The sequence below is a fragment of the Mycobacterium asiaticum genome (assembly GCF_001673635.1).
GTDB classification, from domain to species: Bacteria; Actinomycetota; Actinomycetes; order Mycobacteriales; family Mycobacteriaceae; genus Mycobacterium; species Mycobacterium asiaticum_C.
This window is the reverse complement of sequence record NZ_LZMH01000008.1, coordinates 61,983-85,946: the sequence shown is the minus strand read 5'-3', so window position 1 is coordinate 85,946 and position 23,964 is coordinate 61,983. Positions and strand designations below refer to the sequence as shown.

Genomic DNA, 23,964 nt, shown 5'->3' with positions numbered 1-23,964 from the left:
CCATGACGCCCACTACGACCCGCAAGAAGACCGTTGCGCAGCGTCTTGGCCGGGTCCTGGAAAGGGTCACCCGTCAGAGCGGTCGGCCGGATACGCCGGCATATGGATCATGGCTGCTCGGGCGCGTGTCCGAAAGCCAGCAGCGGCGCCGGGTCCGCATCCAGATCATCCTGACCTCGATGGTCGTCGGCGCGAACCTGATGGGGATCGTTGTCGCGCTGCTGCTGGTGACGGTGGCCATCCCGGTGCCGAGCGTGTTCGACAAGGAGCTGCTCTGGATCACGTTGGGGGCGTCGCCGGCATACATCGTGCTCGCGCTGGCGGTGGGAACCTTCTGGATCACCCGGAGCACCGTGCGGGCACTGCGGTGGGCGATCGAAGAACGCGACCCCACGCCTGAGGATGAACGCAATACCTTCTTGGCCCCATGGCGGGTGGCAATCGTCGACCTGATCCTCTGGGGCGCTGGGGCGGCGTTGTTGACCACGCTCTACGGCTTGGAGAACCGCATCTTCATCCCGCGGTTCATGTTTTCGGTGACTTTCTGCGGCGTCTTGGTGGCCACCGCGAGTTATCTACTGGCGGAGTTCGCGCTGCGCCCAGTGGCAGCGCAGGCGCTGGAAGCGGGTCCGCCGCCACGGCGATTGGCACCGGGCATCATGGGCCGCACCCTGATGGTCTGGCTGCTCGGGTCCGGCGTGCCGGTCGTGGGCATCGCCTTGGTGGCGATCTTCCAGATCCTGTTGCGAAACATGACCGAGACCCAATTCGCCGTCTGCATCCTGTTCGTGGCGGCGGCGACCCTGATCTTCGGCTTCACGCTGATGTGGATCCTGGCCTGGCTCACCGCCACGCCGGTGCGGGTGGTGCGCGCGGCGCTCAGCCGCGTCGAGCGCGGCAATCTGCGTGGCGATCTGGTGGTCTTCGACGGCACGGAACTCGGCGAGCTACAGCGTGGTTTCAACGCGATGGTTGCCGGGTTGCGCGAACGCGAGCGGGTGCGCGACCTGTTCGGCCGGCACGTCGGGCGAGAAGTCGCGCTTGCCGCCGAAAAGGAAAAGCCCAAACTCGGCGGTGAAGAACGTCACGTGGCGGTGCTGTTCATCGACATCATCGGCTCCACCAAGCTGGTGACCACCGAGCGCCCGGCAGATGTGGTCAAGGTGCTCAACCGGTTTTTCACGATCATCGTCGAAGAGGTGGACCGGCATTGTGGTCTGGTCAACAAGTTCGAAGGCGACGCGTCCCTGGCGATCTTCGGCGCCCCGAACCGCCTGGAAAGACCCGAGGATGCCGCCTTGAGCGCCGCGCGCTGCATGGCCGAGCGCCTGGCGAACGAGATATCGGAGTGCAGGGCCGGGATCGGTGTGGCTGCCGGCCAGGTGGTGGCCGGCAACGTCGGCGCCAAGGAGCGGTTCGAATACACCGTGATCGGCGGCCCGGTCAATGAGGCGGCCCGACTGTGTGAGCTCGCCAAAGACCATCCCGGCCGATTGCTGGCGTCCTCAGACGCGGTGTCGGGTGCCAGCGAGGAGGAGCAACAGCACTGGACCCTCGGCGAGGAAGTGACGCTGCGCGGACACGACGAACCGACCCGGCTGGCCTCACCGGTGAATCCGGTTGATTCCGAGGACTGAACCGACCCACGTTGATGTCGCTTTTCCGCCAGTCATGTCGGCGTCGGGGTGTAATGGTCGAAGAGTGCACGACGATTTCGAACGCTGCTACCGGGCGGTCCAGGCCAAGGACGCCCGGTTTGACGGCTGGTTCGTCATCGCGGTCCTGACCACGCGGATCTATTGCCGGCCCAGCTGTCCGGTGCGGCCCCCGTTGGCCCGCAACGTGCGTTTCCTCCCGACGGCCGCCGCCGCCCAGCGAGAGGGCTTCCGAGCCTGCAAGCGATGCCGTCCGGACGCGTCGCCCGGGTCGCCGGAGTGGAATGTGCGCGGCGACATCGTGGCGCGTGCCATGCGCTTGATCGCCGACGGCACCGTGGACCGCGAAGGCGTGACGGGCCTGGCCGCTCACCTGGGCTACACGACGCGGCAGGTGGAACGGTTGCTGCACGCCGAAGTCGGCGCCGGGCCGCTCGCGCTGGCCCGCGCCCAGCGGATGCAGACCGCGCGAGTGCTGATCGAGACCACTGACCTGCCGTTCGGCGACGTCGCGTTCGCCGCCGGTTTTTCCAGCATCCGCCAGTTCAACGACACGGTGCGCCTGGTGTGCGACAGCACCCCGACGGCGTTGCGCCGGCGCGCCGCGGCGCGGTTCCGGTCGGCCCGGACGGTGTCGGCCGGGGCGGTGTCCCTGCGACTGCCGGTGCGCACGCCGTTCGCCTATGAGGGCGTCTTCGGGCATCTGGCCGCCACCGCGGTGCCGGGTTGCGAGGAGGTGCGCGACGGTGCGTACCGCCGCACGCTGCGGCTCACCTGGGGCAACGGCCTGGTCAGCTTGACCCCTGCCCCCGACCACGTGCGCTGCCAGCTGGTGCTGGACGACTTCCGGGATCTCACCACCGCGACGGCCCGGTGCCGGCGGCTGCTGGACCTCGACGCGGATCCCGAAGCGGTGGTCGAGGCGCTCAGCGCGGACCCGGATCTGGGGCCGGTGGTCGCCAAGGCGCCGGGGCAACGGATTCCCCGCACCGTCGACGAAGCCGAGCTCGCCGTGCGGACCGTGTTGGGCCAGCAGGTATCGACCAAGGCCGCGCGTACCCACGCCGCACGGCTGGTTGCGGCCTACGGGCAGCCGGTGCACGACGGCGCGGGCGGGCTGACCCACACCTTCCCGTCCGTCGAGCAGTTGGCCGACATCGACCCGGTCCACCTGGCCGTCCCGAAGGCACGGAAACGCACCCTGAGTGTGTTGATCGGCGCTATTGCCGACGGCAGCGTGAGCCTGGATCCCGGGTGCGACTGGATATGCACGCGTCGGCAGCTGATCGACCTGCCCGGAGTCGGGCCCTGGACGGCGGAGATCATCGCGATGCGTGGGTTGGGTGACCCCGATGCGTTCCCGGCCAGTGACCTCGGACTGAAGCTGGCCGCCAAGCGGTTGGGCCTGCCGTCGCAGGAACGTGCTCTGCTCGAGCACAGCGCCCGGTGGAGGCCCTGGCGTTCGTACGCCACCCAGCATCTTTGGACCACGCTCGAGCACCCGGTGAACCAATGGCCGCCGACGCAGGACCTGAAGGAGATTGCGTGATCACTTACCGCACCATCGACAGCCCGATCGGACCGCTCACCCTGGCCGGACAGGACGGGGTGCTGACGAATCTACGAATGGTGGATCAGACCTACGAACCCAGCCGCGCCGGCTGGGCACTCGATGACAGCGCATTCGTCAGCGCGGCCAAGCAACTCGATGCCTATTTCGCCGGCGACCTGATCGATTTCGATATCGACATGGAACTGCGCGGCACTGCCTTCCAGCAGCGGGTCTGGCGGGCACTGTTGACCATTCCGTATGGCGAAACCAGGTCGTACGGCGAAATTGCCGAACAGATCGGTGCATCCGGCGCCGCGCGGGCCGTCGGATTGGCCAACGGGCACAACCCGATCGCCATTATCGTCCCGTGCCACCGGGTGATCGGCGCGAGCGGGAAATTGACCGGATATGGCGGCGGATTGGACCGGAAACAGACGCTACTCGCGCTGGAAAAGCGACGAGCGCCGGCGGACCTGACGTTGTTCGATTGAGCGCCCGCACGGATTTCCCGCGAAGACGTGAAAGCCCCCATTTCGGCACAAAATGCGGGCTTTCACGTCTGCTCACCGCGGTAAGCGGCCGGCGCGCCGAGCGTGCCGGTTATGCGCGGATTTCGCGGGCGGCATATTTTCTCCTAATGCCCACGTCCGACGAACTATCTCGGGAATGCAAAAACACCCCCTTTGCAGGGGGTGTTTTTGTGTGTTCGGCGGTGTCCTACTCTTCCACCCGAAAAGGGCAGTACCATCGGCGCTGACAGGCTTAGCTTCCGGGTTCGGGATGGGACCGGGCGTTTCCCTGTCGCTGTGGCCGCCGTAACTCTATTTAAATTTGTGTTGATGGGGGGTGTGGTGCCCACGACTAAAAGCCGTGTCACTAGATATGTGGTTGCGAGTTTGGTTGTGTTGTAAGTTTTCGGCCGGTTAGTGCCAGTTCCCTACACTCATTGCTGAGCTTCCAGGTCTGGCCTATCAATCCTGTGTTCTGCAGGGGGCCTTATCCCTCCTAGAGGGTGAGAAGCCTAATCTTGGAGAAGGTTTCCCGCTTAGATGCTTTCAGCGGTTATCCTTGCCGAACGTGGCTATCCAGCGGTGCTCCTGGTGGAACAACTGGTGGACCAGAGGTTCGTCCGTCCCGGTCCTCTCGTACTAGGGACAGGTTTCCTCAAGCTTCTGACGCGCGCGGCGGATAGAGACCGAACTGTCTCACGACGTTCTAAACCCAGCTCGCGTGCCGCTTTAATGGGCGAACAGCCCAACCCTTGGGACCTGCTCCAGCCCCAGGATGCGACGAGCCGACATCGAGGTGCCAAACCATCCCGTCGATATGGACTCTTGGGGAAGATCAGCCTGTTATCCCCGGGGTACCTTTTATCCGTTGAGCGACACCCCTTCCACTCGGGGGTGCCGGATCACTAATCCCGACTTTCGTCCCTGCTTGACTTGTAGGTCTCGCAGTCAAGCTCCCTTGTGCATTTACACTCAACACCTGATTGCCGTCCAGGTTGAGGGAACCTTTGGGCGCCTCCGTTACATTTTAGGAGGCAACCGCCCCAGTTAAACTACCCACCAGGCACTGTCCGTGAACCGGATATACGGTTCGACGTTAGGTGTCCAATACGATCAGAGTGGTATTTCAACAACGACTCCACTCGAACTGGCGTCCGAGTTTCACAGTCTCCCACCTATCCTACACAAACCGTACCGAACAACAATACCAAGCTATAGTGAAGGTCCCGGGGTCTTTTCGTCCTGCCGCGCGTAACGAGCATCTTTACTCGTAGTGCAATTTCGCCGAGTCTATGGTTGAGACAGTTGAGAAGTCGTTACGCCATTCGTGCAGGTCGGAACTTACCCGACAAGGAATTTCGCTACCTTAGGATGGTTATAGTTACCACCGCCGTTTACTGGGGCTTAAATTCTCCGCTTCACCCTTACGAGTTAACGGGTCCTCTTAACCTTCCAGCACCGGGCAGGCGTCAGTCCGTATACATCGTCTTGCGACTTCGCACGGACCTGTGTTTTTAGTAAACAGTCGCTTCTCACTGGTTTCTGCGACCGGCTTCCGCTCCCACCGCAAGGGGGTTCACGACATGCCGGCCCCCCTTCTCCCGAAGTTACGGGGGTATTTTGCCGAGTTCCTTAACCATAGTTATCTCGTACGCCTTGGTATTCTCTACCTGACCACCTGTGTTGGTTTGGGGTACGGGCCGTGTGTGAACTCGCTAGAGGCTTTTCTTGGCAGCAGAGGATCACCGAATTCGCCTCAATCGGCTATGCGTCACCTCTCAGGATTAATGAGCGACGGATTTGCCTATCGCTCTCCCTACGGGCTTGCCCCAGTATTACCACTGACTGGTACGGCTACCTTCCTGCGTCACCCCTTCGCTTGACTACTACCACCCGGGGTCCCACGCAGCCGGTCACCGTCGCTCCCCGAAGGGATTGATCAGTGACCATTTGGGTGGTTAGCACAGATGATTCATCACGGGCGCGCACACACGGGTACGGGAATATCAACCCGTTGTCCATCGACTACGCCTGTCGGCCTCGCCTTAGGTCCCGACTCACCCTGGGCGGACTGGCCTGGCCCAGGAACCCTTGGTCTTTCGGCGGGCAAGGTTCTCACTTGCCTATTCGCTACTCATGCCTGCATTCTCACTCCCCCACCCTCCACCGTCGGTTACCCGACGGCTTCGCTGAATGAGGGACGCTCCCCTACCCACACCTACATACGTAGATGTGCCGCGGCTTCGGCGGTGTGCTTGAGCCCCGCTACATTATCGGCGCACAATCACTTGACCAGTGAGCTATTACGCACTCTTTCAAGGGTGGCTGCTTCTAAGCCAACCTCCTGGTTGTCTCTGCGACTGCACATCCTTTTCCACTTAGCACACGCTTTGGGGCCTTAGCCGGCGATCTGGGCTGTTTCCCTTTCGACGTACGGAGCTTATCCCCCGCCGTCTCACTGCCACGCTTGACACCACGGCATTCGGAGTTTGGCTGACGTCAGTAACCTAGTAGGGCCCATCGGCCATCCAGTAGCTCTACCTCCGTGGTGAACCACGCAACGCTGCACCTAAATGCATTTCGGGGAGAACCAGCTATCACGGAGTTTGATTGGCCTTTCACCCCTACCCACAGCTCATCCCCTCAGTCTTCAACCTAAGTGGGTTCGGGCCTCCACGCGGTCTTACCCGCGCTTCACCCTGGCCATGGGTAGATCACTCCGCTTCGGGTCCAGAACATGCCACTACACCCCTTACGGGGATGCGCCCTATTCAGACTCGCTTTCGCTGCGGCTACCCCACACGGGTTAACCTCGCGACATGTCCCTGACTCGCAGGCTCATTCTTCAAAAGGCACGCCATCACCCCACGAGGAGGCTCTGACGGATTGTAGGCACACGGTTTCAGGTACTCTTTCACTCCCCTCCCGGGGTACTTTTCACCATTCCCTCACGGTACTAATCCGCTATCGGTCATCGAGAAGTATTTAGGCTTACCGGGTGGTCCCGGCAGATTCACAGCAAATTCCACGGGCTCGCTGCTACTCGGGAGATTGATCAAGGCAGGTGTCGAGTTTTCGCGTACCGGGCTCTCACCGTCTACGGCAGACCATCCCAGGCCATTTCCGCTAACTACGACACTTTTTTACTGCCCCTCAGCCAGGTAGAGCTGAGAAGATCATTCCCACAACCCCGCACACACAACCCCTACCCGGTATCACATGCATGCGGTTTAGCCATTTTCCGCGTTCGCTCGCCACTACTAGCGGAATCACAATTGTTTTCTCTTCCTACGGGTACTGAGATGTTTCACTTCCCCGCGTTCCCCCCCGCACCCTATATATTCAGGTACGGGTAACACGACATAACTCGTGCTGGGTTTCCCCATTCGGAAATCCTCGGATCAACGCTCGGTTGACAGCTCCCCGAGGCATATCGCAGCCTCCCACGTCCTTCATCGGCTCTCGATGCCAAGGCATCCACCATGCGCCCTTAGACACTTACAAACACTACAAAAACCAAAGAATTTAAAATTGCACAAAAGAACACGCCACCGCGAACGGCGACGCGATCAGTTGATGCTCGCAACCACTATCCAGTTCTCAAACACCACACCCCACCACCAAGATGGAGGGACAACACTTCGTGCTAGCGCCCGAGTGTTGTCTCAGGACCCAATAGTGTGTCTGGCTTGCTTGTTGTTGTGCACCCAGCCCTCGTCCACTACAGACGAGAACTCCACACGGCCTGCATCCCACCAATTGGGATGCTTTTCGTGGTGCTCCTTAGAAAGGAGGTGATCCAGCCGCACCTTCCGGTACGGCTACCTTGTTACGACTTCGTCCCAATCGCCGATCCCACCTTCGACAGCTCCCTCCCAAAGGGTTAGGCCACTGGCTTCGGGTGTTACCGACTTTCATGACGTGACGGGCGGTGTGTACAAGGCCCGGGAACGTATTCACCGCAGCGTTGCTGATCTGCGATTACTAGCGACTCCGACTTCACGGGGTCGAGTTGCAGACCCCGATCCGAACTGAGACCGGCTTTAAAAGGATTCGCTTAACCTCGCGGCATCGCAGCCCTTTGTACCGGCCATTGTAGCATGTGTGAAGCCCTGGACATAAGGGGCATGATGACTTGACGTCATCCCCACCTTCCTCCGAGTTGACCCCGGCAGTCTCTCACGAGTCCCCGGCATTACCCGCTGGCAACATGAGACAAGGGTTGCGCTCGTTGCGGGACTTAACCCAACATCTCACGACACGAGCTGACGACAGCCATGCACCACCTGCACACAGGCCACAAGGGAACCGACATCTCTGCCGGCGTCCTGTGCATGTCAAACCCAGGTAAGGTTCTTCGCGTTGCATCGAATTAATCCACATGCTCCGCCGCTTGTGCGGGCCCCCGTCAATTTCTTTGAGTTTTAGCCTTGCGGCCGTACTCCCCAGGCGGGGTACTTAATGCGTTAGCTACGGCACGGATCCCAAGGAAGGAAACCCACACCTAGTACCCACCGTTTACGGCGTGGACTACCAGGGTATCTAATCCTGTTCGCTCCCCACGCTTTCGCTCCTCAGCGTCAGTTACTGCCCAGAGACCCGCCTTCGCCACCGGTGTTCCTCCTGATATCTGCGCATTCCACCGCTACACCAGGAATTCCAGTCTCCCCTGCAGTACTCAAGTCTGCCCGTATCGCCCGCACGCTCACAGTTAAGCCGTGAGATTTCACGAACAACGCGACAAACCACCTACGAGCTCTTTACGCCCAGTAATTCCGGACAACGCTCGCACCCTACGTATTACCGCGGCTGCTGGCACGTAGTTGGCCGGTGCTTCTTCTCCACCTACCGTCAATCCGAGAAAACCCGGACCTTCGTCGATGGTGAAAGAGGTTTACAACCCGAAGGCCGTCATCCCCCACGCGGCGTCGCTGCATCAGGCTTGCGCCCATTGTGCAATATTCCCCACTGCTGCCTCCCGTAGGAGTCTGGGCCGTATCTCAGTCCCAGTGTGGCCGGACACCCTCTCAGGCCGGCTACCCGTCGTCGCCTTGGTAGGCCATCACCCCACCAACAAGCTGATAGGCCGCGGGCCCATCCCACACCGCAAAAGCTTTCCACCACAGGACATGCATCCTGGGGTCCTATTCGGTATTAGACCCAGTTTCCCAGGCTTATCCCGATGTGCAGGGCAGATCACCCACGTGTTACTCACCCGTTCGCCACTCGAGTACCCCCGAAGGGGCCTTTCCGTTCGACTTGCATGTGTTAAGCACGCCGCCAGCGTTCGTCCTGAGCCAGAATCAAACTCTCCAAACAAAAACCCCTCGATAGCGAGGTGAATTCACAATCAGAGATAATCTGATCTAACAAAAAGACACCAAAAACTGGCATCAAAATAAACCGACTACACCCACACACGGGGGGTGTGAGATGCAGTCAAAAAAACAACAACAAACAAAACACCAAACACACTATTGAGTTCTCAAACAACACTTCTAGCTTGTTTTGCGCCCGTTTTGGGGCAACCCTGCCAGCTTAATACAGATCCAGCAGGAGAGTCAAGCCCCGGTTTCGATCTCCTCCGCTGGGAGGTGACCGCGCCTGGTGGGCGTTGAACTTGTAGCTACTGTACCCGCTCGATCTCAGCTCCCAAAATCCCCAGGTTCTCAACGAATAACGGGTAGCCACGGTCGATGTGGAAGACGTCGTGGACCTCGGTGTCGCCGTCCGCGACGAGGCCCGCGAGCACCAGGCCGGCGCCCGCGCGGATGTCCGAACACCACACCGGCGCGCTCGAAAGTTGCGGCAGACCGCGCACCACAGCGTGATGGCCGTCGGTGCGCGCATCCGCCCCCAATCGGATCATTTCCTCGACGAATCGAAAGCGCGCCTCGAAGACGTTCTCGGTAATCATCGAAGTTCCGTCGGCAATGGACGCCAGTGCGATCGCCATTGGCTGTAGATCGGTGGGAAATCCGGGGAACGGCAGCGTGGCCACGTTCACCGCTTTGGGCCGCTCGTACTGCGCGATCCGGAAGCTGTTGTCGGTCTGGGTGACCGTGGCGCCCGCATCGTGCAACTTATGCAGCACCAACTGCAGGTGGGACGGGTCTATTCCCGTCACAGTGATGTCGCCGCGGGTCATGGCGGCGGCAATGCCCCAGGTGGCGGCCACGATGCGGTCGCCGATGACGCGGTGCTCGGTCGGATGCAGCCGCGGGACCCCGGTAATGGTCATGGTCGGCGAGCCGGCGCCTTCGACCTGCGCGCCCATCTGGTTCAACATCGTGCAGAGGTCGACCACGTCGGGTTCGCGCGCGGCATTGTGGATCGTGGTGACACCCTCGGCCACCACGGCGGCCATCAGGATGTTCTCGGTGGCGCCGACTGAGGGGAATTCGAGCTGAATCTCCGCCCCGCGCAACGTATCTGCCTGGGCCACCACGCAGCCGTGTTCGATGTTGCACTGCGCGCCCAGTTGCCGGAGGCCAGCCTGGTGCATGTCCAGCGGTCGCGACCCGATCGCGTCACCGCCGGGCAGCGCGACCCTGGCCTTCTTGCAGCGTCCGACCAGCGGACCCAGCACGCACACCGAGGCGCGGAACTGGCGCACCGCCGCGAAGTCGGCGTCGTATTTGGGCTCGTCGGGCGAGGTGATGCGGGCGACGTCACCGTCGAGCTCGACGGTGGCACCCAGACCTCGCAGCACCTCGGCCATCAGCGGCACGTCAAGAATGTCGGGGCAGTTGGTGATGGTGCTGGTGCCCTCGGCCAGCAGTGTGGCGGCCATCAGCTTGAGCACACTGTTCTTGGCGCCCCCAACAGCGACTTCGCCTGACAACCGGTTGCCACCAGTCACCACGAATCGCTCCGCCACCCGCGTCAGTCTAGTGAAGCGGTATCGGGTTGTCAGTCAGCCCAGCCGCGTGCGGCCGGTGATCCCCGGTACGGTTTTGCTCATGGCAGTCCATCTGACCCGCATTTATACCCGGACCGGTGACGACGGGACGACGGGATTGAGCGATTTCTCACGGGTCGCCAAGACCGACGCTCGCCTGGTGGCTTACGCGGACTGCGACGAGGCCAATTCCGCCATCGGCGTGGCCGTCGCGCTCGGCGGTCCCGACGAGGCGCTCGCCGACGTGCTGCGCCAGATCCAGAACGACCTGTTCGACGCCGGCGCTGACCTGTCGACCCCGGTCCACGAGAACCCGAAATATCCCCCGCTACGCATCAGCCAGGACTACATCGACCGGCTCGAGCGTTGGTGCGACAGCTACAACGAGAACCTACCGGCGCTGAATTCTTTTGTGCTGCCCGGTGGTTCACCGCTGTCGGCGCTGTTGCACGTGGCTCGTACGGTGGTCCGCCGTGCCGAGCGCTCGGCGTGGGCGGCCGTCGACGCGCACCCGGACGGGGTGAGCGTGCTGCCGGCGAAATACCTGAACCGCTTGTCGGATCTGCTGTTCATCCTGTCCCGAGTCGCCAATCCGGGGGGCGACGTGCTGTGGCGCCCGGGCGGCGGTAAGGATGCCGAGCAGACGTGAAAGCCCCTCAAAACGGTACTTTTCAGGGGCTTTCACGTCTGCTCGCGAGAGGACGCGCGGGAACGCTACACGCTGCGGCGACGGGAGCGCGGCGACGGCCGCGACTCCAACCATGACTGGAACGCGGTCAAAGCCCCTCGGTCCAAAGCGATTTCGTAGCCCTCACGCTGATCCTGGGTGGTGTCACGCAATTCCAGCACCACGATCTCCTCGGTCATGATGTCGAATTCGTCACCGCGCGGCGCCCGCCTGCCGACCACTTCCACCCCGCGCCGGCTCAGCCGGCGATCCGGCCACAGGCGCAGGCTGGACAGCCGGTAGTACGCGGCTTCACCGCCGCGATAGCGGATCATGCCGTGGCGCCAGCCATGTCCACCCACCGCGGGGATGTCGCGCATGATGGCCGCCGTTCCGCCTTGGCGGAGTTTCCACAGCCGGTAGCTCAGCGCGAGTACGGCGGTCCCCAACAGAACGACAAGGACGACGAGCACGACCATGCCGACCATGGGCGCGCTCATCTTCGTCGATCAGTCGAGCGCGCCGATGGCGCGCAACCTCGCGCGCCCCCGAGCCGCGGTCTTCTCGTCGTCGGACTCCGAGTCCTGCCGCGCCGAGCTCTCGTCGATCTCCGACTCGAATTCGGCGGTCTCCGCGAGGATCGTGACGCCATCGTCGGTCACCGACATGAACCCACCGTCGATGGCGACGCGCAGATCGTCCTCACCGTCGCGCTCCACCCGCACCATCGCGTCATCGACCAGTTGGGCCACCAACGGAATGTGGTGCGGCAGGATGCCGATCTCACCGACGGTGGTGCGGGTGAACAGAAACGTCGCTTCGCCCGACCAGATCTCACGGTCGACGGCGACAATCGCCACATTCATTTCCGCCACGTCACACCACCTCTTGCCTCAGCCGCAGATCGAATCACAGCTTGACGTCGAAGGTCTCGGCCTTCTTGGCCAAGTCGTCGAGTCCACCGATCAGGAAGAACGCCTGCTCGGGCACATGGTCGAAGTCGCCCTTGGTCAGCTTGTCGAAGGCCTCGATGGTCTCCTTGACCGGCACTGTCGAGCCGGGCTGCCCGGTGAACTGCTCAGCCGCCATCATGTTCTGCGACAGGAACCGCTCGATCCGGCGCGCGCGGTTGACGAGCTGCTTGTCCTCTTCGGACAGCTCGTCCACACCGAGGATGGCGATGATGTCCTGAAGGTCCTTGTAGCGCTGCAGGATTCGAATGACCTCCTGGGCGACGCGGTAGTGCTCGTCACCAACCACACTGGGGTCCAGGATGGTCGAGCTCGACGCCAGCGGGTCCACCGCCGGGAAGATGCCCTTGGAGAACACCGAACGCGACAGCTCGGTGGTGGCGTCCAGGTGAGCGAAGGTGGTCGCCGGGGCCGGGTCGGTGTAGTCGTCGGCGGGCACGTAGACCGCCTGCATCGACGTAATCGACTTGCCTCGGGTCGAGGTGATGCGCTCCTGCAGCTCGCCCATCTCGTCGGCCAGGGTGGGCTGGTATCCCACGGCCGACGGCATCCGGCCGAGCAGAGTCGACACCTCGGAGCCGGCCTGGGTGAAACGGAAGATGTTGTCGATGAACAACAGCACGTCCTGGCCGGCCTCGTCACGGAACCACTCCGCCATGGTCAGCGCCGACAACGCCACCCGCATACGGGTGCCGGGCGGCTCATCCATCTGACCGAACACCAACGCGGTGTCCTTGAGCACGTCGGCTTCCTGGAGCTCGACCCAGAGGTCGTTGCCCTCACGGGTGCGCTCCCCCACACCGGCGAAAACCGAAGTACCACCGAAGTTTCGGGCAATACGGTTGATCATCTCCTGGATCAACACCGTCTTGCCCACGCCGGCACCACCGAACAGTGCGATCTTGCCGCCACGCACGTAAGGCGTCAGCAGGTCGACGACCTTCAGGCCGGTCTCGAGCATTTCGGTCCGGGGCTCGAGTTCCTCGAAGGACGGCGGCTTGCGGTGGATCGACCAGTGATCGAAGTCCTCGCCGTAGCCGGGCTCGTCCAGGCAGTGCCCCAAAGCGTTGAAGACGTGGCCCTTGACGTTCTCACCGACCGGCACCGTGATCGACTTACCGGAGTCGGTGACCTCGACGCCGCGCACCAGCCCGTCGGTGGGCTGCATCGAGATGGCGCGCACCAGGTTGTCACCAAGGTGCTGCGCGACCTCGAGCGTGAGGGTCTTCTTCAGCGACTCGTGATCGATCTCGGCATTGAGGGCGTTGAATAGTTCCGGCACGGACCCCCGCGGAAACTCGACGTCGACGACCGGTCCGGTGATCCGGACCACCCGGCCGTTGGTGTCGGAACTTCCCGACTTGTTCTCGGTCTTCTCGTCAGTAGCAGTCATGATGTGTACTTTCGCTTCCTGGTGGGGCTACTTGGCGGCGTCAGCGAGCGCGTTTGCGCCACCGACGATTTCGCTGATCTCTTGGGTGATTTGGGCTTGGCGCTCGCGGTTGGCTTGCAGCGTCAGATCTTTGATGAGGTCGTCGGCGTTGTCGGTGGCCGACTTCATCGCGCGCTGACGCGAAGCCAGCTCCGATGCGGCCGATTCCAGCAGCGCCGCGTACACCCGCGTGGTGATGTACCGCGGCAGCAGCGCGTCGAACAGGGTCGTCGCGTCCGGCTCGAATGAGTACAACGTGGATGGCCCGGTGTCTTCTTCGACGTATTCCACCACCAGCGGAGCCATCCGGTGGGCGACCGCCGCCTGCGACATCATCGACTTGAATTCCGAGTAGACGATGTGCAATTCGTCGACGCCCTGGACCTCGTCCTGGTTGCCTTCGTCGTCGTCCTCGCCCTTCATGAAGGCATTCACCAGAGCCGCACTGATTTCGGCGGCGTTCTCAACCTGGGGCTGTTCAGAGAAACCCGACCACGACTCGACGATGTCCCAGTTCCGGAACGTGAAGTAGTTCTGCGCTTTGCGTCCCACGGTGTAGAGGACGGGCTGCTTGCCTTCTTCTCGCAGCAGCGAGAAGAGCTCTTCGGAGCGCCGGAAGATGCTCGAGTTGTACGCACCGCACAAACCGCGGTCGGACGACAGCACCAGCACACCGGCCCGCTTTGGGTTCTCCCGCTCGACGAGCAACGGGTGGTCCAGAGCGGCTTCGGCCGACAGCGTGTACAGCATGGTGGTGATCTGCAGGGTGTACGGCCGAGCGGCTTGCAGCCTCGTCTGCGCTTTACCGATGCGCGAAGTCGCGATCAGCTCTTGGGCTTTGGTGATCTTTTTGATCGACCCCGCCGAGCGGATCCTCGACCGTAGTTCGCGGAGTGTGGCAGCCATTGTTAGCTACTTCTTGTCCTTCTTCTTCGGCTCGTCCTTGGGCTTTTCCTTCTTGACCTGAACCGATTCTTTGCCCACTTCGTCTTCGTCCAAGGGCTCGACGTGCTCGTCGCGCACCACCGACTCGCCATCGCTGGCTGAGAAGCCCTTCTTGAAGTGGTTGATGATGTCGGTCAGCTTCTCTTCGTCCTCTTCGCCGAGCTTCTTGCTCTTGCGAACCTGCTCGAGGAACCCTTCTTCGGACGCCTTCATGTGGTCCAGGAGTTCGGATTCGAAGCGCTTGATGTCCTCGACCGGCACCGAGTCCAGGTGACCGCCGGTACCCAGGAAGATCGAAACCACCTGCTCCTCAACGGGCATCGGCTGGAATTGCGGCTGCTTGAGCAGCTCCACCAGACGCTCACCGCGAGCCAGCTGCTTCTTGGAGGTGTCGTCGAGGTCGGAGGCGAAGGCAGCGAAGGATTCCAGTTCGCGGTACTGCGACAGGTCGAGCCGCAGCGAGCCGGCCACCTCCTTCATCGCCTTGATCTGCGCAGCGCCACCGACGCGGGACACCGAGGAACCGACGTTGATGGCCGGCCGGACACCCTGGTTGAACAGGTCGGACTCCAGGAAGCACTGGCCGTCGGTGATCGAGATGACGTTGGTCGGAATGTAGGCCGAGATGTCGTTGGCCTTGGTCTCGATCACCGGAAGGCCGGTCAGCGAGCCGCCGCCGAGATCGTCGGAAAGCTTCGCGCAGCGCTCCAGCAAGCGCGAGTGCAGGTAGAAAACGTCACCCGGGAACGCCTCGCGGCCCGGCGGGCGGCGCAGCAGCAACGAGATCGCACGGTAGGCGTCGGCGTGCTTGGTCAGGTCGTCGAACACGATCAGGACGTGCTTGCCCTCGTACATCCAGTGCTGGGCGATCGCCGAACCCGTGTAGGGCGCAAGCCATTTGAAACCGGCGGAGTCCGATGCCGGCGCCGCGACGATGGTCGTGTAGTCCATCGCACCGCCCTCTTCCAGCGCCTGGCGCACCGCGGCGATGGTGGTGCCCTTCTGCCCGATGGCCACGTAGACGCAGCGCACCTGCTGCTTCTCGTCATCGGTTTCCCAGTTCTTGCGCTGGTTGAGGATGGTGTCGACGCAGACCGCGGTCTTGCCGGTCTTTCGGTCGCCGATGATCAGCTGACGCTGTCCCCGGCCGATCGGGGTCATCGCGTCGATGGCCTTGATGCCGGTCTGCAGCGGCTCTTTCACGCCCTGCCGCTGCACCACGGACGGGGCCTGCAGCTCGAGTGCGCGCCGGGTGTCGGTCTCGATGTCGCCGCCGCCGTCGATCGGGTGACCCAGCGGGTCGACGACCCGGCCCAGGTATCCGTCGCCGACCGGAACCGAGAGCACCTCGCCGGTGCGCTTGACCTGCTGGCCCTCTTCGAGCTGCTCGAAGTCACCCAGGATGACCGCACCGATGCTGTGCTCGTCGAGGTTCAGGGCCACACCGAGGACACCGCCGGTGAACTCGAGCAATTCCTGGGTCATAACCGACGGCAGACCCTCGACGTGCGCGATGCCGTCCCCGGCGTCGACGACGGTGCCGACCTCTTCCCGAGAGGTCTCCGAGGTAAAGGACTCTACGTACTCTTCAATTGCGCTCTGGATGTCATTAGCGGAGATTGTCAACTCGGCCATGGCTTTTCGTCTTCCTACTTCGGGGTTGGTGCTGACTGGTTCGGGTTGTGTCGGGCTTCGTTGATCAGCTGGGGGTACTCGCTAATCGGGTAGTTGGGCCTCGGCTGCGGCCAACCGCGACTTAAGCGTTCCGTCGATAATCTCGTCACCCACCGCGATCAACAGGCCACCGAGCAGTTCCTCGTCGGTCTGCAACTGGACCGTGACCGGATGACCGTAGATGCGGCTGAGCACTTCGGTGAGACGCGTGCGTTGTGCGTCGCTGAGCTCGGCCGCGGCACTGACCTGAGCGACGACCTCACCGCGACGGGCCACCGCGACCTCAGCCAGGAGCTGCAGCGCCTCATCGGCGGTCTGGTGACCGCGCAACAGGTCGATCGTGTGTGAAAGGAGCTTCGCCGCAACCGGATCGACACCACCGCCGGCGCTGTCCAGGACCTTGTTGAGCAGACCCACCCGACCTTCGGCCGGGGTGGTGTGGTCGCCCAGCAGGATGGCCAGCCGAGGCTGCGCGTCGATGATGCGGGACACCCGGAACAACTGGTCTTCGACCTCGTCGACCTTGTCGTTGCGTTCGGCGACCGCCAGCAACGCCTGACGCGAAAGGTGCTCGACCGCATCCACCAGGTCGGCGTTGGCCGACCAGCGCTCCGCGACGGCCGTCCGCAGCACGCCGAGCGTGGAGTCGGCGACCTTGCCGTCGAGCAGCCGCTCCAGCAACTTGACCCGAGGGCCCGAATCCTCGGCCGGCACAGTGAGGTAACGGGTGACCACCGTTTCGCGGTGCAGCAGCTTGGCCACCGAGACCAGTTCGTCCGCAAGCGATGTGAGGCCGTCGTCGTCCAGATCGCTGACGGCGGAATCGAACTGCTCCACCACGTTGCTCAGCGCCAGGCGACTGGACGAGCGCATCTTGGCCAGTACCGGATACTCGACGTCGGCCTCTTCCGGAGCCATCTGGTCGAGCTCGTCGAGGAACCGGTCCACGGTCGCCGATTGCTGGTCCTTATCTGCGACGAAGCTGCGCACCAAATCCCCAGCCTGGCGGACGGATTCGTGCCCCAACTCCAAGCGAAGCTGGCGGCTCAGTTGTGCGCGCAGCAGTTCGGTCTGGCGAACACCTTGCACCTTGATGCGTTCCGCCTCGGAATCGGCCTGCGCCTTCATCTGCTCGGCAATGCGTTCGGAGTCGGCCTTGGCCTCCTCGACGAGGCGCTCGGCCTCCTCCTTGGCGGCCTGCACAGCCTTACTGTGCGCCGTCGTCGATTCGGTCAGGCGTTGCGCGGCCTTTTCCGAATCTTTCAACTGCTGGCGCACCATCTCCTGCCGGTCGGTCATCAGTTTGCGCACTGGCGGCACGACATACCGCCAGACCAGCGCCACGATGGCCGCGAATCCGATCAGCTGTCCGATAAATGTCGACATATGGTTGGCTACCTGGTCGCTGTTGAGGGGGTGACGTCGACTCCGACGATCCGACTGGCCAGCGTCGCCGACATGGCACCCACGTTGGCCCGCAGATCCATCTCCACGGCGTCCCTCTCCCGCTTCAATTGCTCATTGGCCTGGGCCAGTGACTCCGCCACCTGCTGTTCGGCACGAGCGCGGGCGTCCTCGACTGTCTTACGGCCCTCGATCCGGGCGTTGTCGCGGTAGGACCCCGCCTCGAGCCGGGCTTCCTTCATCGCTTCTTCGTAGTCGGAGTCGGCGGCAGCAAACTGCTCGGACGACTTCTTGTTGTCGGCTTGCGTCTTGGCGACCATCGCCTCGCGCTCCCGCAACACCTTCAGGATCGACGGCACGACGAATTTGCTGATGACGCCGAGCACGATCAGGAAGATGGCCAGCACGAAGAAGAACGTGCCGTTCGGGATGAGGAAGTTGCTTCCGCCGCCCTCCGCCGAGAACCTCACCGTCGAAGCAACGGTGCGCACTTGCCCGTTAGGACCCATCTCAGCGAATTACTTGACGGGAGTGGCAAAGACGAACAGCGCCATGAACGCCAGGTTGATGAAGTAGGCCGCCTCAACCAGACCGACGGTGATGAAGAACGGAGTGAACAGCCGTCCCTGCGCCTCGGGCTGACGGGCGACGCCGGCGATCAGCGCGTTACCGGCAACACCGTCACCGATACCGGCGCCGATGGCGCCGCCAGCCATGATCAGTCCACCGCCGATGAGGGCGCCGGCAGCGATTGTGGGGTCCATTTTCTTATCCTCCTTGATAACTCTGGTAGCGGTTTACCAGGATTTTTTTAGTGGTGGTCCTCGTCTAGTTCCATGGATTGGCTGAAATACAGGATCGTCAACAGCGCAAAGATGAAGGCCTGGATGGCGCCGACGAACAGGTCGAAGGACTTCCAGATCGCGTTCGGCAGCCACAGGATGTAGGGCGGGAACATCGCGATCAGCGCGACCAAGATGCCGCCGGCGAAGATGTTCCCGAAGAGTCGCAGTGACAACGAGATTGGCTTGGCCAGTTCTTCGACGACGTTGATCGGCGCCAGGATCGCCACGTGTCCCTTGAGCACCTTGACCGGGTGTCCGATGATGCCGCGACGCCAGATCCCCGCCGAGTGGTAGCAGACGAAGACGAACAGGGCAAGCGCCAGAACGTAATTGATGTCGGCCGCCGCCGAGGAGAGCAATTCGCTGGTTTTGCCCTCCTTGTCCTTGTACTGCACCGGCAGCACCGACAGCCAGTTGGAGACCAGGATGAACACGAAGATCGTCACCGCGAGCGGCAGCACGAAGGGCGCGATCCGCATCCCGATCGCGGCTTCCACCTGACTGCGCATCTGGATGGTGATCGCCTCGAAGAACAGCTGCACGCCTCCGGGCACACCGCTCGAGGTGACCTTGGAGCGCAACCAGAACGCCAGGGCCAGCACGATCAGCGCGGCAATCGCCGTCGACAGGATCGTGTCGGTGTTGACCGTCAAGCCGAACCACGTGGCGGTCTCGTGGTGGCCGACCTCGATTGAGCCCTCGGCCAGGATCGACTCAGTCATCGCCGGCGCTTCTCCCTTCCGTCCCGTCTGATCCGGTCAGTACCCCACCCTCGGGCGTCTCAAGCTGCCCGTCGGGATCCCCGGTCCGCAGCTTCTTCCACACCGGCAGGGCGGTCGATGCCACCAGCACCACCTGGAAGAGCGCCAAACCGAATAGCACGCCCAAGCCCTGAGGCCGGAAGATGAAGGCGATGACCAGCGCCAAGATGGTGATGATCGCGACCCGCGATGCCGAATTGATGGCCATCGACCTCTTCAGCGGGTGGTCCCGCGAGGTGATCGACTCCACCGAACGCCGCACCAACAGCGCGTTGAGCAAACCCAGCAGCAACCCGATGCCGAAGAAGGCCCCGACCATCGGGTGGCCGGCGTACGCGGCGATCAGCGTCGCGACGGCGGTCAGCGCCATGCTTATGACGAACAGCCGAACGGGGCGGAACGCAACAGCGGGAAACACCAACGGCGCGTCCTGCGCTGGTGTCGTCACTGCAGCACCTCAATCCCGGGGTCTGGATGCGTGAACCACATCACTGTCTGATCTGTGGCCCGCCGAGCGTATCGCAAGGGTTCGCGCTGGAATCACCCAAGGGGTAGCTCCCTGTGTCGGTCGTAATTCGGCGCGACTGGATATGCATCCGACGGGCCGGGGGGCCGGCAACCCGCGAGGTTTAATTCGGGGCTCTACCAGCACCGTACCACACCAAACGCGGATCTACTACTCGTCGTCGTAGTCTTCATCGCGGCGGCGCAGCAGCGGGATCGCGGTGGCGACACCCGCGACGACGATCGCGCCCAACATCACCGCCGCGGTGTGGCGCGGGTCGAAAAAGATGGTGCTGGCCGCGCCGAACGCCACGATGCCCACCCATAGGTAGATCAGCAGCACGACGCGGCGGTGGGAATGCCCGATCTGCAGCAGTCGGTGGTGCAAGTGCATCTTGTCGGGGCTGAATGCGCTGCGCCCGGCGCGGGTGCGGCGCACGATCGCCAGCAGCAGGTCGAGCATCGGGACGAACATGACGGCCACCACCAGCAAGAACGGTGACAGCAGAGCAAACACGTCGCGGGCGCCGTAGGCGTTCTGGGAGATCGGGCCGGCGGCAGTCGTCGATGCCGCCGCGAGCATCAGCCCGACCAGCATCGACCCGGAATCGCCCATGAAAATCCTGGCCCGGTGGAAGTTATGCGGCAGGAAGCCCAGGCAGGCCCCTGCCAAGACCACCGAGATCACCGCGGGCGGGTAATACAGCACGTCACCGCCGTGGTCGCGCAGCAGGCCGACCGAGAACATGCAGATCGCCAGGGCCGTGATCAGGCCCAGTCCAGCGGCCAGCCCGTCGAGGCCGTCGACGAAGTTCATCGCGTTGACGATCGAGACGGTCAGCGCGAGGGTGAGCAGGATCGAGGAAGCCTGGTCCAGCACGATGGTGCCGACCCCGCCGACCGGGATGTACAGCACGCTCCAAGCGACACCCATGGTGACCAGCACGCTTGCGGCGGTGATCTGCCCGGCGAACTTGGTCAGGGCGTCCAGTCCCCACCGGTCGTCGATCAGGCCGATGCCCATGATCACCGCGCCGGCGACCAGAACCGCGGGCATCCCGGTGGAATAGACGAATCCGCGCGTCAGGGCCGGCAGTTGGGAGGCCAGGAAGACGGCGGAGACGACGCCCAGGAACATCGCCAGCCCGCCCATCCGTGGGGTGGGGGTGACGTGCACGTCGCGTTCCCGGGGATAGGCCACGGCACCCAGGCGGGTGGCCAGGACGCGCACCGGACCGGTCGCGAAGTAGGTGATGATCGCCGCGGTCAAGCCGACCAGGGCAAGCTCCCGCAGCGGGACACCGGCGCTGCGATCCGAGAGGGCGAGCAAACCACCGGCAAGGCTGGTCGGGTCGCTGGACACCTCGAGACCCTACTTCACCGACCTGAACGTGCTCTGGGGGGCTTTGGGCGTTTTCGCCGAGCGCGGGTCCTGTGCGGCGCCCAACGTGGGCCTTATGTAGGCGAAATGGCGTCCGCGCCGCCATAGGCCGCACGCTCGACGAGCACGGGGCTACTCGACGAGGCTTGCCGCGTCCACGCCGAGCACCTCGGCGACGCGGGCGACGCTCACCGGCCCCTCGCGCAGGATGCGGGGTGCGTTGCCGCTGAGGTCGACGATCGTCGAAGCGGCTTGCTGGGCGGCGGGCCCGCCGTCGAGGTAGACGTCGACGAGATCGCCGAGCTGCTTGTGCGCCTCCTGGGCATCGACGGCGGCCGGTTGCCCCGAAACATTGGCGCTGGACACGGCCATGGGCCCGACCTCGCGCAACAGCTCGATCGCGACCGGGTGCAGCGGCATCCGCAGCATCACCGTGCCGTGCGCGTCCCCGAGATCCCAACGCAGCGAGGGCGCTTGGGTGACCACCAGGCTCAGCGCCCCGGGCCAGAAGGCGCGGACCAGGTCGCGTGCACCGTCGGGCATGCCGTACACCAGCCCCTCGATTGTGTGCCACGAGCCGACGAGCACGCCCACGGGCATGTCGCGGCCGCGGCCCTTGGCCGCAAGTAACGCGTCCACCGCGGTGCTGTCGAACGCGTCGGCTCCGAGGCCGTAGACCGTGTCGGTAGGCATGACGACCAGCCGGCCGGCCTTGAGGGCACCGACCGCGGCGGCGATACCGCGGGCTCGCTGGTCGGGATCGGCGCAATCGAAGATGTCAGACACGAGCGCCGCTCCTCTGGGCCGTCACGAATCGGGGCCGTCCGGCCAGGTCGTCGCGCGCCACGACGTCGTCGAAAGCACGGGTCTGGGCGACGGCTTTCACCGTCGATGCCGATGTGCTGTCGTCATGCTCGACGGCGAACAACCCCCCGGGACGCAGCAGGCGGGCGGCCAGCCGCACCACGCTGGGGATCACCGCCATCCCGTCCGGGCCGCCGAACACCGCGTGCGGCGGATCATGTTGCGCTACTTCGGGTTCCACGTCAGCACCGTCCGGCACGTAGGGCGGGTTGGCGACCACCAGGTCCACCCGACCGTCGAGTTCTGCGAGCAGGCCAGGTGAACACACATCGGCCCGGACCAGTTCGACAGCGGTGCCCGCGGCATTGCGGCGCGCGTAGTCAAGGGCTTTCTCGGAAACATCGACGCCGATGACCCGGGCGGCCGACCAGTGCCGGGCCAACGCGATCGCCAGCGCACCCGAGCCAGTGCACAGGTCGACGATGCACGCCTGCGACGGAAGAGGCTGCGCGACAGCCCATTCCAGCAATGACTCGGTCTCCGGACGCGGTATGAACACACCGGGCCCGACGTGCAACAGCAGCGGGCCGAACGCGGCGGTCCCGATCAGATGCTGCAATGGCACACGTTGCGAGCGTGCGGTGACGGCATCGCGGAAACGGTCGAAGAAATTCTCGGGCGGCGGCTCGAGCACGGCCAGCCGGCCGCGATCGGTGCCGGCCAGGTGGGCGGCCAATTGCTCGGCGTCGACGCGCGCGGAGTCGATCCCGGCTTCGGCCAGTTGCGCCGCCGCGGAATCGATTGCCCGTCGCAGGCGGTCCTGGATTGTCCCGCTCCTCCTCATCGCTCCGCTCTGCATCGTCGCAGGGACGTCATGTCGCCTGTTGCAGCCGGGATTGCTTATCCGCCTCGCTCAGCGCATCGAAGAGGGCATCCAGATCGCCGTCCAGCACCTGGTCGAGGTTGTGCGACTTGAAGCCGATCCGGTGATCGGTGATCCGGTTCTCCGGGAAGTTATAGGTCCGGATGCGTTCGCTGCGGTCCACCGTACGGATCTGGCTGGCGCGGTCGGCCGAGGCGTCGGCGAGGGCCTGCTCCTCGGCGAGCACCTGCAGACGCGCGGCCAGCACCTGCAAGGCGCGGGTCTTGTTCTGCAGCTGCGACCGTTCGTTCTGGCACGTGACGACGATCCCGGTGGGCAGGTGGGTGATCCGCACCGCGGAGTCGGTGGTGTTCACACCCTGGCCACCCTTGCCCGACGATCGGTAGACGTCGATGCGCAGATCCGATTCGTCGATCTGCACTTCGCCGACCTCTTCGGGCTCCGGGTAGACCAGCACACCGGCCGCCGAAGTATGCACCCGCCCTTGAGATTCCGTGACCGGCACGCGTTGCACGCGGTGCACGCCGCCCTCGAATTTCATACGCGACCAGACGCCGTCGGCCGAGTCGCCCTTGCTGGCAATCGCCAGCGTCGCGTCTTTGTAGCCGCCCAGATCCGAGGTGGTCTCACCGAGCACCGTCACAGTCCAGCCGTGCCGCTCGGCGTAGCGGATGTACATCCGGGCCAGGTCGGCGGCGAACAACGCCGACTCCTCGCCTCCCTCACCCGATTTCACTTCCAGCAGGATGTCGTCGGGGTCGTGCGGGTCGCGCGGGGCCAGCATGTCGGTGAGCTGAGTGTCCAGCTCACCGACCCGGGCCTCGAGCTCGGTGACCTCCTCGGCGAACGAGTCGTCATCGACGGCAAGCTCACGCGCGGTCTCGAGGTCTTCGCGCGCCGACACCAGTTTGCGGTGGGTGGCGACGATGGGGGCCAGCCGGGCGAATCGACGCCCGGCTTTGCGGGCTTCGTCGGGCCTGCTGTGCAGTTCGGGATCGGCCAGGGCGCGTTCGAGCTCCGCGTGCTCGGCGAGCAGGACGTCAATCGTCTGCACCGGCTGCGTCATGTCTCACCTC

Annotated in this window: 19 protein-coding genes and 3 rRNA genes; 4 read left to right on the top strand and 18 right to left on the bottom strand. The window is 63.6% G+C overall.

Annotation, left to right across the window (positions count from 1 at the left end; genetic code table 11):
* Positions 1-2: 2 nt before the first annotated feature.
* The 3 genes from A5645_RS02315 to A5645_RS02305 all read left to right on the top strand — a co-directional run bounded on the left by A5645_RS02315 (position 3) and on the right by A5645_RS02305 (position 3,698).
* Complete coding sequence (locus A5645_RS02315) at positions 3-1,637, top strand: adenylate/guanylate cyclase domain-containing protein (protein ID WP_065038523.1); 1,635 nt, start codon at positions 3-5, stop codon at positions 1,635-1,637.
* Between the two features lie 64 nt (positions 1,638-1,701).
* Positions 1,702-3,204: a DNA-3-methyladenine glycosylase 2 family protein gene (locus A5645_RS02310; protein WP_065038522.1), complete on the top strand. Its 1,503-nt coding sequence runs from the start codon at positions 1,702-1,704 to the stop codon at positions 3,202-3,204.
* Positions 3,201-3,698: a methylated-DNA--[protein]-cysteine S-methyltransferase gene (locus A5645_RS02305; protein ID WP_065038521.1), complete on the top strand. Its 498-nt coding sequence runs from the start codon at positions 3,201-3,203 to the stop codon at positions 3,696-3,698. Before A5645_RS02310 ends, A5645_RS02305 begins: the two co-directional genes overlap by 4 nt.
* Positions 3,699-3,911: 213 nt before the next feature.
* Here A5645_RS02305 and rrf read toward each other — a convergent pair.
* From rrf to murA, 4 genes are all read right to left on the bottom strand, one after another.
* Positions 3,912-4,025 (bottom strand): 5S ribosomal RNA (gene rrf / locus A5645_RS02300).
* Between the two features lie 85 nt (positions 4,026-4,110).
* A 23S ribosomal RNA gene (locus A5645_RS02295) occupies positions 4,111-7,220 on the bottom strand.
* A gap of 283 nt (positions 7,221-7,503) precedes the next feature.
* Positions 7,504-9,035: ribosomal RNA gene (locus A5645_RS02290) — 16S ribosomal RNA — on the bottom strand.
* The 16S, 23S and 5S rRNA genes sit together here, the layout of an rRNA operon.
* Positions 9,036-9,342: 307 nt before the next feature.
* The gene (gene murA / locus A5645_RS02285) at positions 9,343-10,596 is read right to left on the bottom strand and encodes a UDP-N-acetylglucosamine 1-carboxyvinyltransferase (RefSeq protein ID WP_065038520.1); all 1,254 of its coding nucleotides are present in this window, start codon (positions 10,594-10,596) and stop codon (positions 9,343-9,345) included.
* 82 nt (positions 10,597-10,678) lie between these two features.
* Between murA and A5645_RS02280 the strand changes: the two genes are divergently transcribed.
* Entirely contained in the window at positions 10,679-11,266 is a 588-nt protein-coding gene (locus tag A5645_RS02280) for a cob(I)yrinic acid a,c-diamide adenosyltransferase (RefSeq protein WP_065128381.1), read from the top strand.
* Positions 11,267-11,331: 65 nt separating this feature from the next.
* On the opposite strand, the gene A5645_RS02275 is transcribed toward A5645_RS02280, so the two are convergent.
* The 14 genes from A5645_RS02275 to prfA all read right to left on the bottom strand — a co-directional run bounded on the left by A5645_RS02275 (position 11,332) and on the right by prfA (position 23,954).
* Positions 11,332-11,784, bottom strand: a complete 453-nt coding sequence (locus A5645_RS02275; RefSeq protein ID WP_065038519.1) for a DUF2550 domain-containing protein — start codon at positions 11,782-11,784, stop codon at positions 11,332-11,334.
* Between the two features lie 9 nt (positions 11,785-11,793).
* Entirely contained in the window at positions 11,794-12,159 is a 366-nt protein-coding gene (locus A5645_RS02270; protein ID WP_065128348.1) for a F0F1 ATP synthase subunit epsilon, read from the bottom strand.
* A 34-nt stretch (positions 12,160-12,193) separates the two neighbouring features.
* Entirely contained in the window at positions 12,194-13,648 is a 1,455-nt protein-coding gene (atpD, locus tag A5645_RS02265) for a F0F1 ATP synthase subunit beta (RefSeq protein WP_065038517.1), read from the bottom strand.
* Between the two features lie 27 nt (positions 13,649-13,675).
* Positions 13,676-14,593, bottom strand: coding sequence for a F0F1 ATP synthase subunit gamma (locus tag A5645_RS02260; RefSeq protein ID WP_065128347.1), 918 nt, complete (start codon positions 14,591-14,593; stop codon positions 13,676-13,678).
* A 6-nt stretch (positions 14,594-14,599) separates the two neighbouring features.
* Positions 14,600-16,267 (bottom strand): F0F1 ATP synthase subunit alpha, encoded by a 1,668-nt coding sequence (atpA, locus tag A5645_RS02255; RefSeq protein WP_065128346.1) that lies wholly within the window; start codon positions 16,265-16,267, stop codon positions 14,600-14,602.
* 81 nt (positions 16,268-16,348) lie between these two features.
* Entirely contained in the window at positions 16,349-17,692 is a 1,344-nt protein-coding gene (locus tag A5645_RS02250) for a F0F1 ATP synthase subunit B/delta (RefSeq protein WP_065128345.1), read from the bottom strand.
* An 8-nt stretch (positions 17,693-17,700) separates the two neighbouring features.
* Positions 17,701-18,219 (bottom strand): F0F1 ATP synthase subunit B, encoded by a 519-nt coding sequence (locus A5645_RS02245; protein WP_065128344.1) that lies wholly within the window; start codon positions 18,217-18,219, stop codon positions 17,701-17,703.
* A gap of 9 nt (positions 18,220-18,228) precedes the next feature.
* A complete protein-coding gene (locus tag A5645_RS02240; RefSeq protein ID WP_036357873.1) occupies positions 18,229-18,474 on the bottom strand; it encodes a F0F1 ATP synthase subunit C in 246 nt (81 codons plus the stop codon).
* Between the two features lie 47 nt (positions 18,475-18,521).
* Positions 18,522-19,277, bottom strand: coding sequence for a F0F1 ATP synthase subunit A (atpB, locus tag A5645_RS02235; protein WP_036357870.1), 756 nt, complete (start codon positions 19,275-19,277; stop codon positions 18,522-18,524).
* Positions 19,270-19,764: an ATP synthase subunit I gene (locus A5645_RS02230; protein ID WP_065121608.1), complete on the bottom strand. Its 495-nt coding sequence runs from the start codon at positions 19,762-19,764 to the stop codon at positions 19,270-19,272. Before A5645_RS02230 ends, atpB begins: the two co-directional genes overlap by 8 nt.
* Positions 19,765-19,992: 228 nt before the next feature.
* Positions 19,993-21,183 carry a UDP-N-acetylglucosamine--decaprenyl-phosphate N-acetylglucosaminephosphotransferase gene (gene rfe / locus A5645_RS02225; protein WP_065038512.1) on the bottom strand — a complete coding sequence of 397 codons (1,191 nt, stop codon included), beginning with the start codon at positions 21,181-21,183 and terminating at the stop codon, positions 19,993-19,995.
* Positions 21,184-21,333: 150 nt separating this feature from the next.
* Complete coding sequence (locus A5645_RS02220; protein ID WP_065038511.1) at positions 21,334-21,987, bottom strand: L-threonylcarbamoyladenylate synthase; 654 nt, start codon at positions 21,985-21,987, stop codon at positions 21,334-21,336.
* Entirely contained in the window at positions 21,980-22,831 is an 852-nt protein-coding gene (prmC, locus tag A5645_RS02215) for a peptide chain release factor N(5)-glutamine methyltransferase (protein ID WP_366663746.1), read from the bottom strand. Before prmC ends, A5645_RS02220 begins: the two co-directional genes overlap by 8 nt.
* A gap of 46 nt (positions 22,832-22,877) precedes the next feature.
* Positions 22,878-23,954 carry a peptide chain release factor 1 gene (gene prfA, locus A5645_RS02210; RefSeq protein WP_065038509.1) on the bottom strand — a complete coding sequence of 359 codons (1,077 nt, stop codon included), beginning with the start codon at positions 23,952-23,954 and terminating at the stop codon, positions 22,878-22,880.
* Between the last annotated feature and the right edge of the window lie 10 nt (positions 23,955-23,964).

Bases quoted from the DNA above. Each gene is read 5' to 3' on its own strand.
- A5645_RS02315 (WP_065038523.1), top strand. From the start codon at position 3: ATGACGCCCACTACGACCCGCAAGAAGACCGTTGCGCAGCGTCTTGGC.
- A5645_RS02280 (WP_065128381.1), top strand. From the start codon at position 10,679: ATGGCAGTCCATCTGACCCGCATTTATACCCGGACCGGTGACGACGGG.
- A5645_RS02275 (WP_065038519.1), bottom strand. From the start codon at position 11,784: ATGAGCGCGCCCATGGTCGGCATGGTCGTGCTCGTCGTCCTTGTCGTT.
- atpD (WP_065038517.1), bottom strand. From the start codon at position 13,648: ATGACTGCTACTGACGAGAAGACCGAGAACAAGTCGGGAAGTTCCGAC.
- A5645_RS02260 (WP_065128347.1), bottom strand. From the start codon at position 14,593: ATGGCTGCCACACTCCGCGAACTACGGTCGAGGATCCGCTCGGCGGGG.
- atpA (WP_065128346.1), bottom strand. From the start codon at position 16,267: ATGGCCGAGTTGACAATCTCCGCTAATGACATCCAGAGCGCAATTGAA.
- A5645_RS02250 (WP_065128345.1), bottom strand. From the start codon at position 17,692: ATGTCGACATTTATCGGACAGCTGATCGGATTCGCGGCCATCGTGGCG.
- A5645_RS02245 (WP_065128344.1), bottom strand. From the start codon at position 18,219: ATGGGTCCTAACGGGCAAGTGCGCACCGTTGCTTCGACGGTGAGGTTC.
- A5645_RS02240 (WP_036357873.1), bottom strand. From the start codon at position 18,474: ATGGACCCCACAATCGCTGCCGGCGCCCTCATCGGCGGTGGACTGATC.
- atpB (WP_036357870.1), bottom strand. From the start codon at position 19,277: ATGACTGAGTCGATCCTGGCCGAGGGCTCAATCGAGGTCGGCCACCAC.
- prfA (WP_065038509.1), bottom strand. From the start codon at position 23,954: ATGACGCAGCCGGTGCAGACGATTGACGTCCTGCTCGCCGAGCACGCG.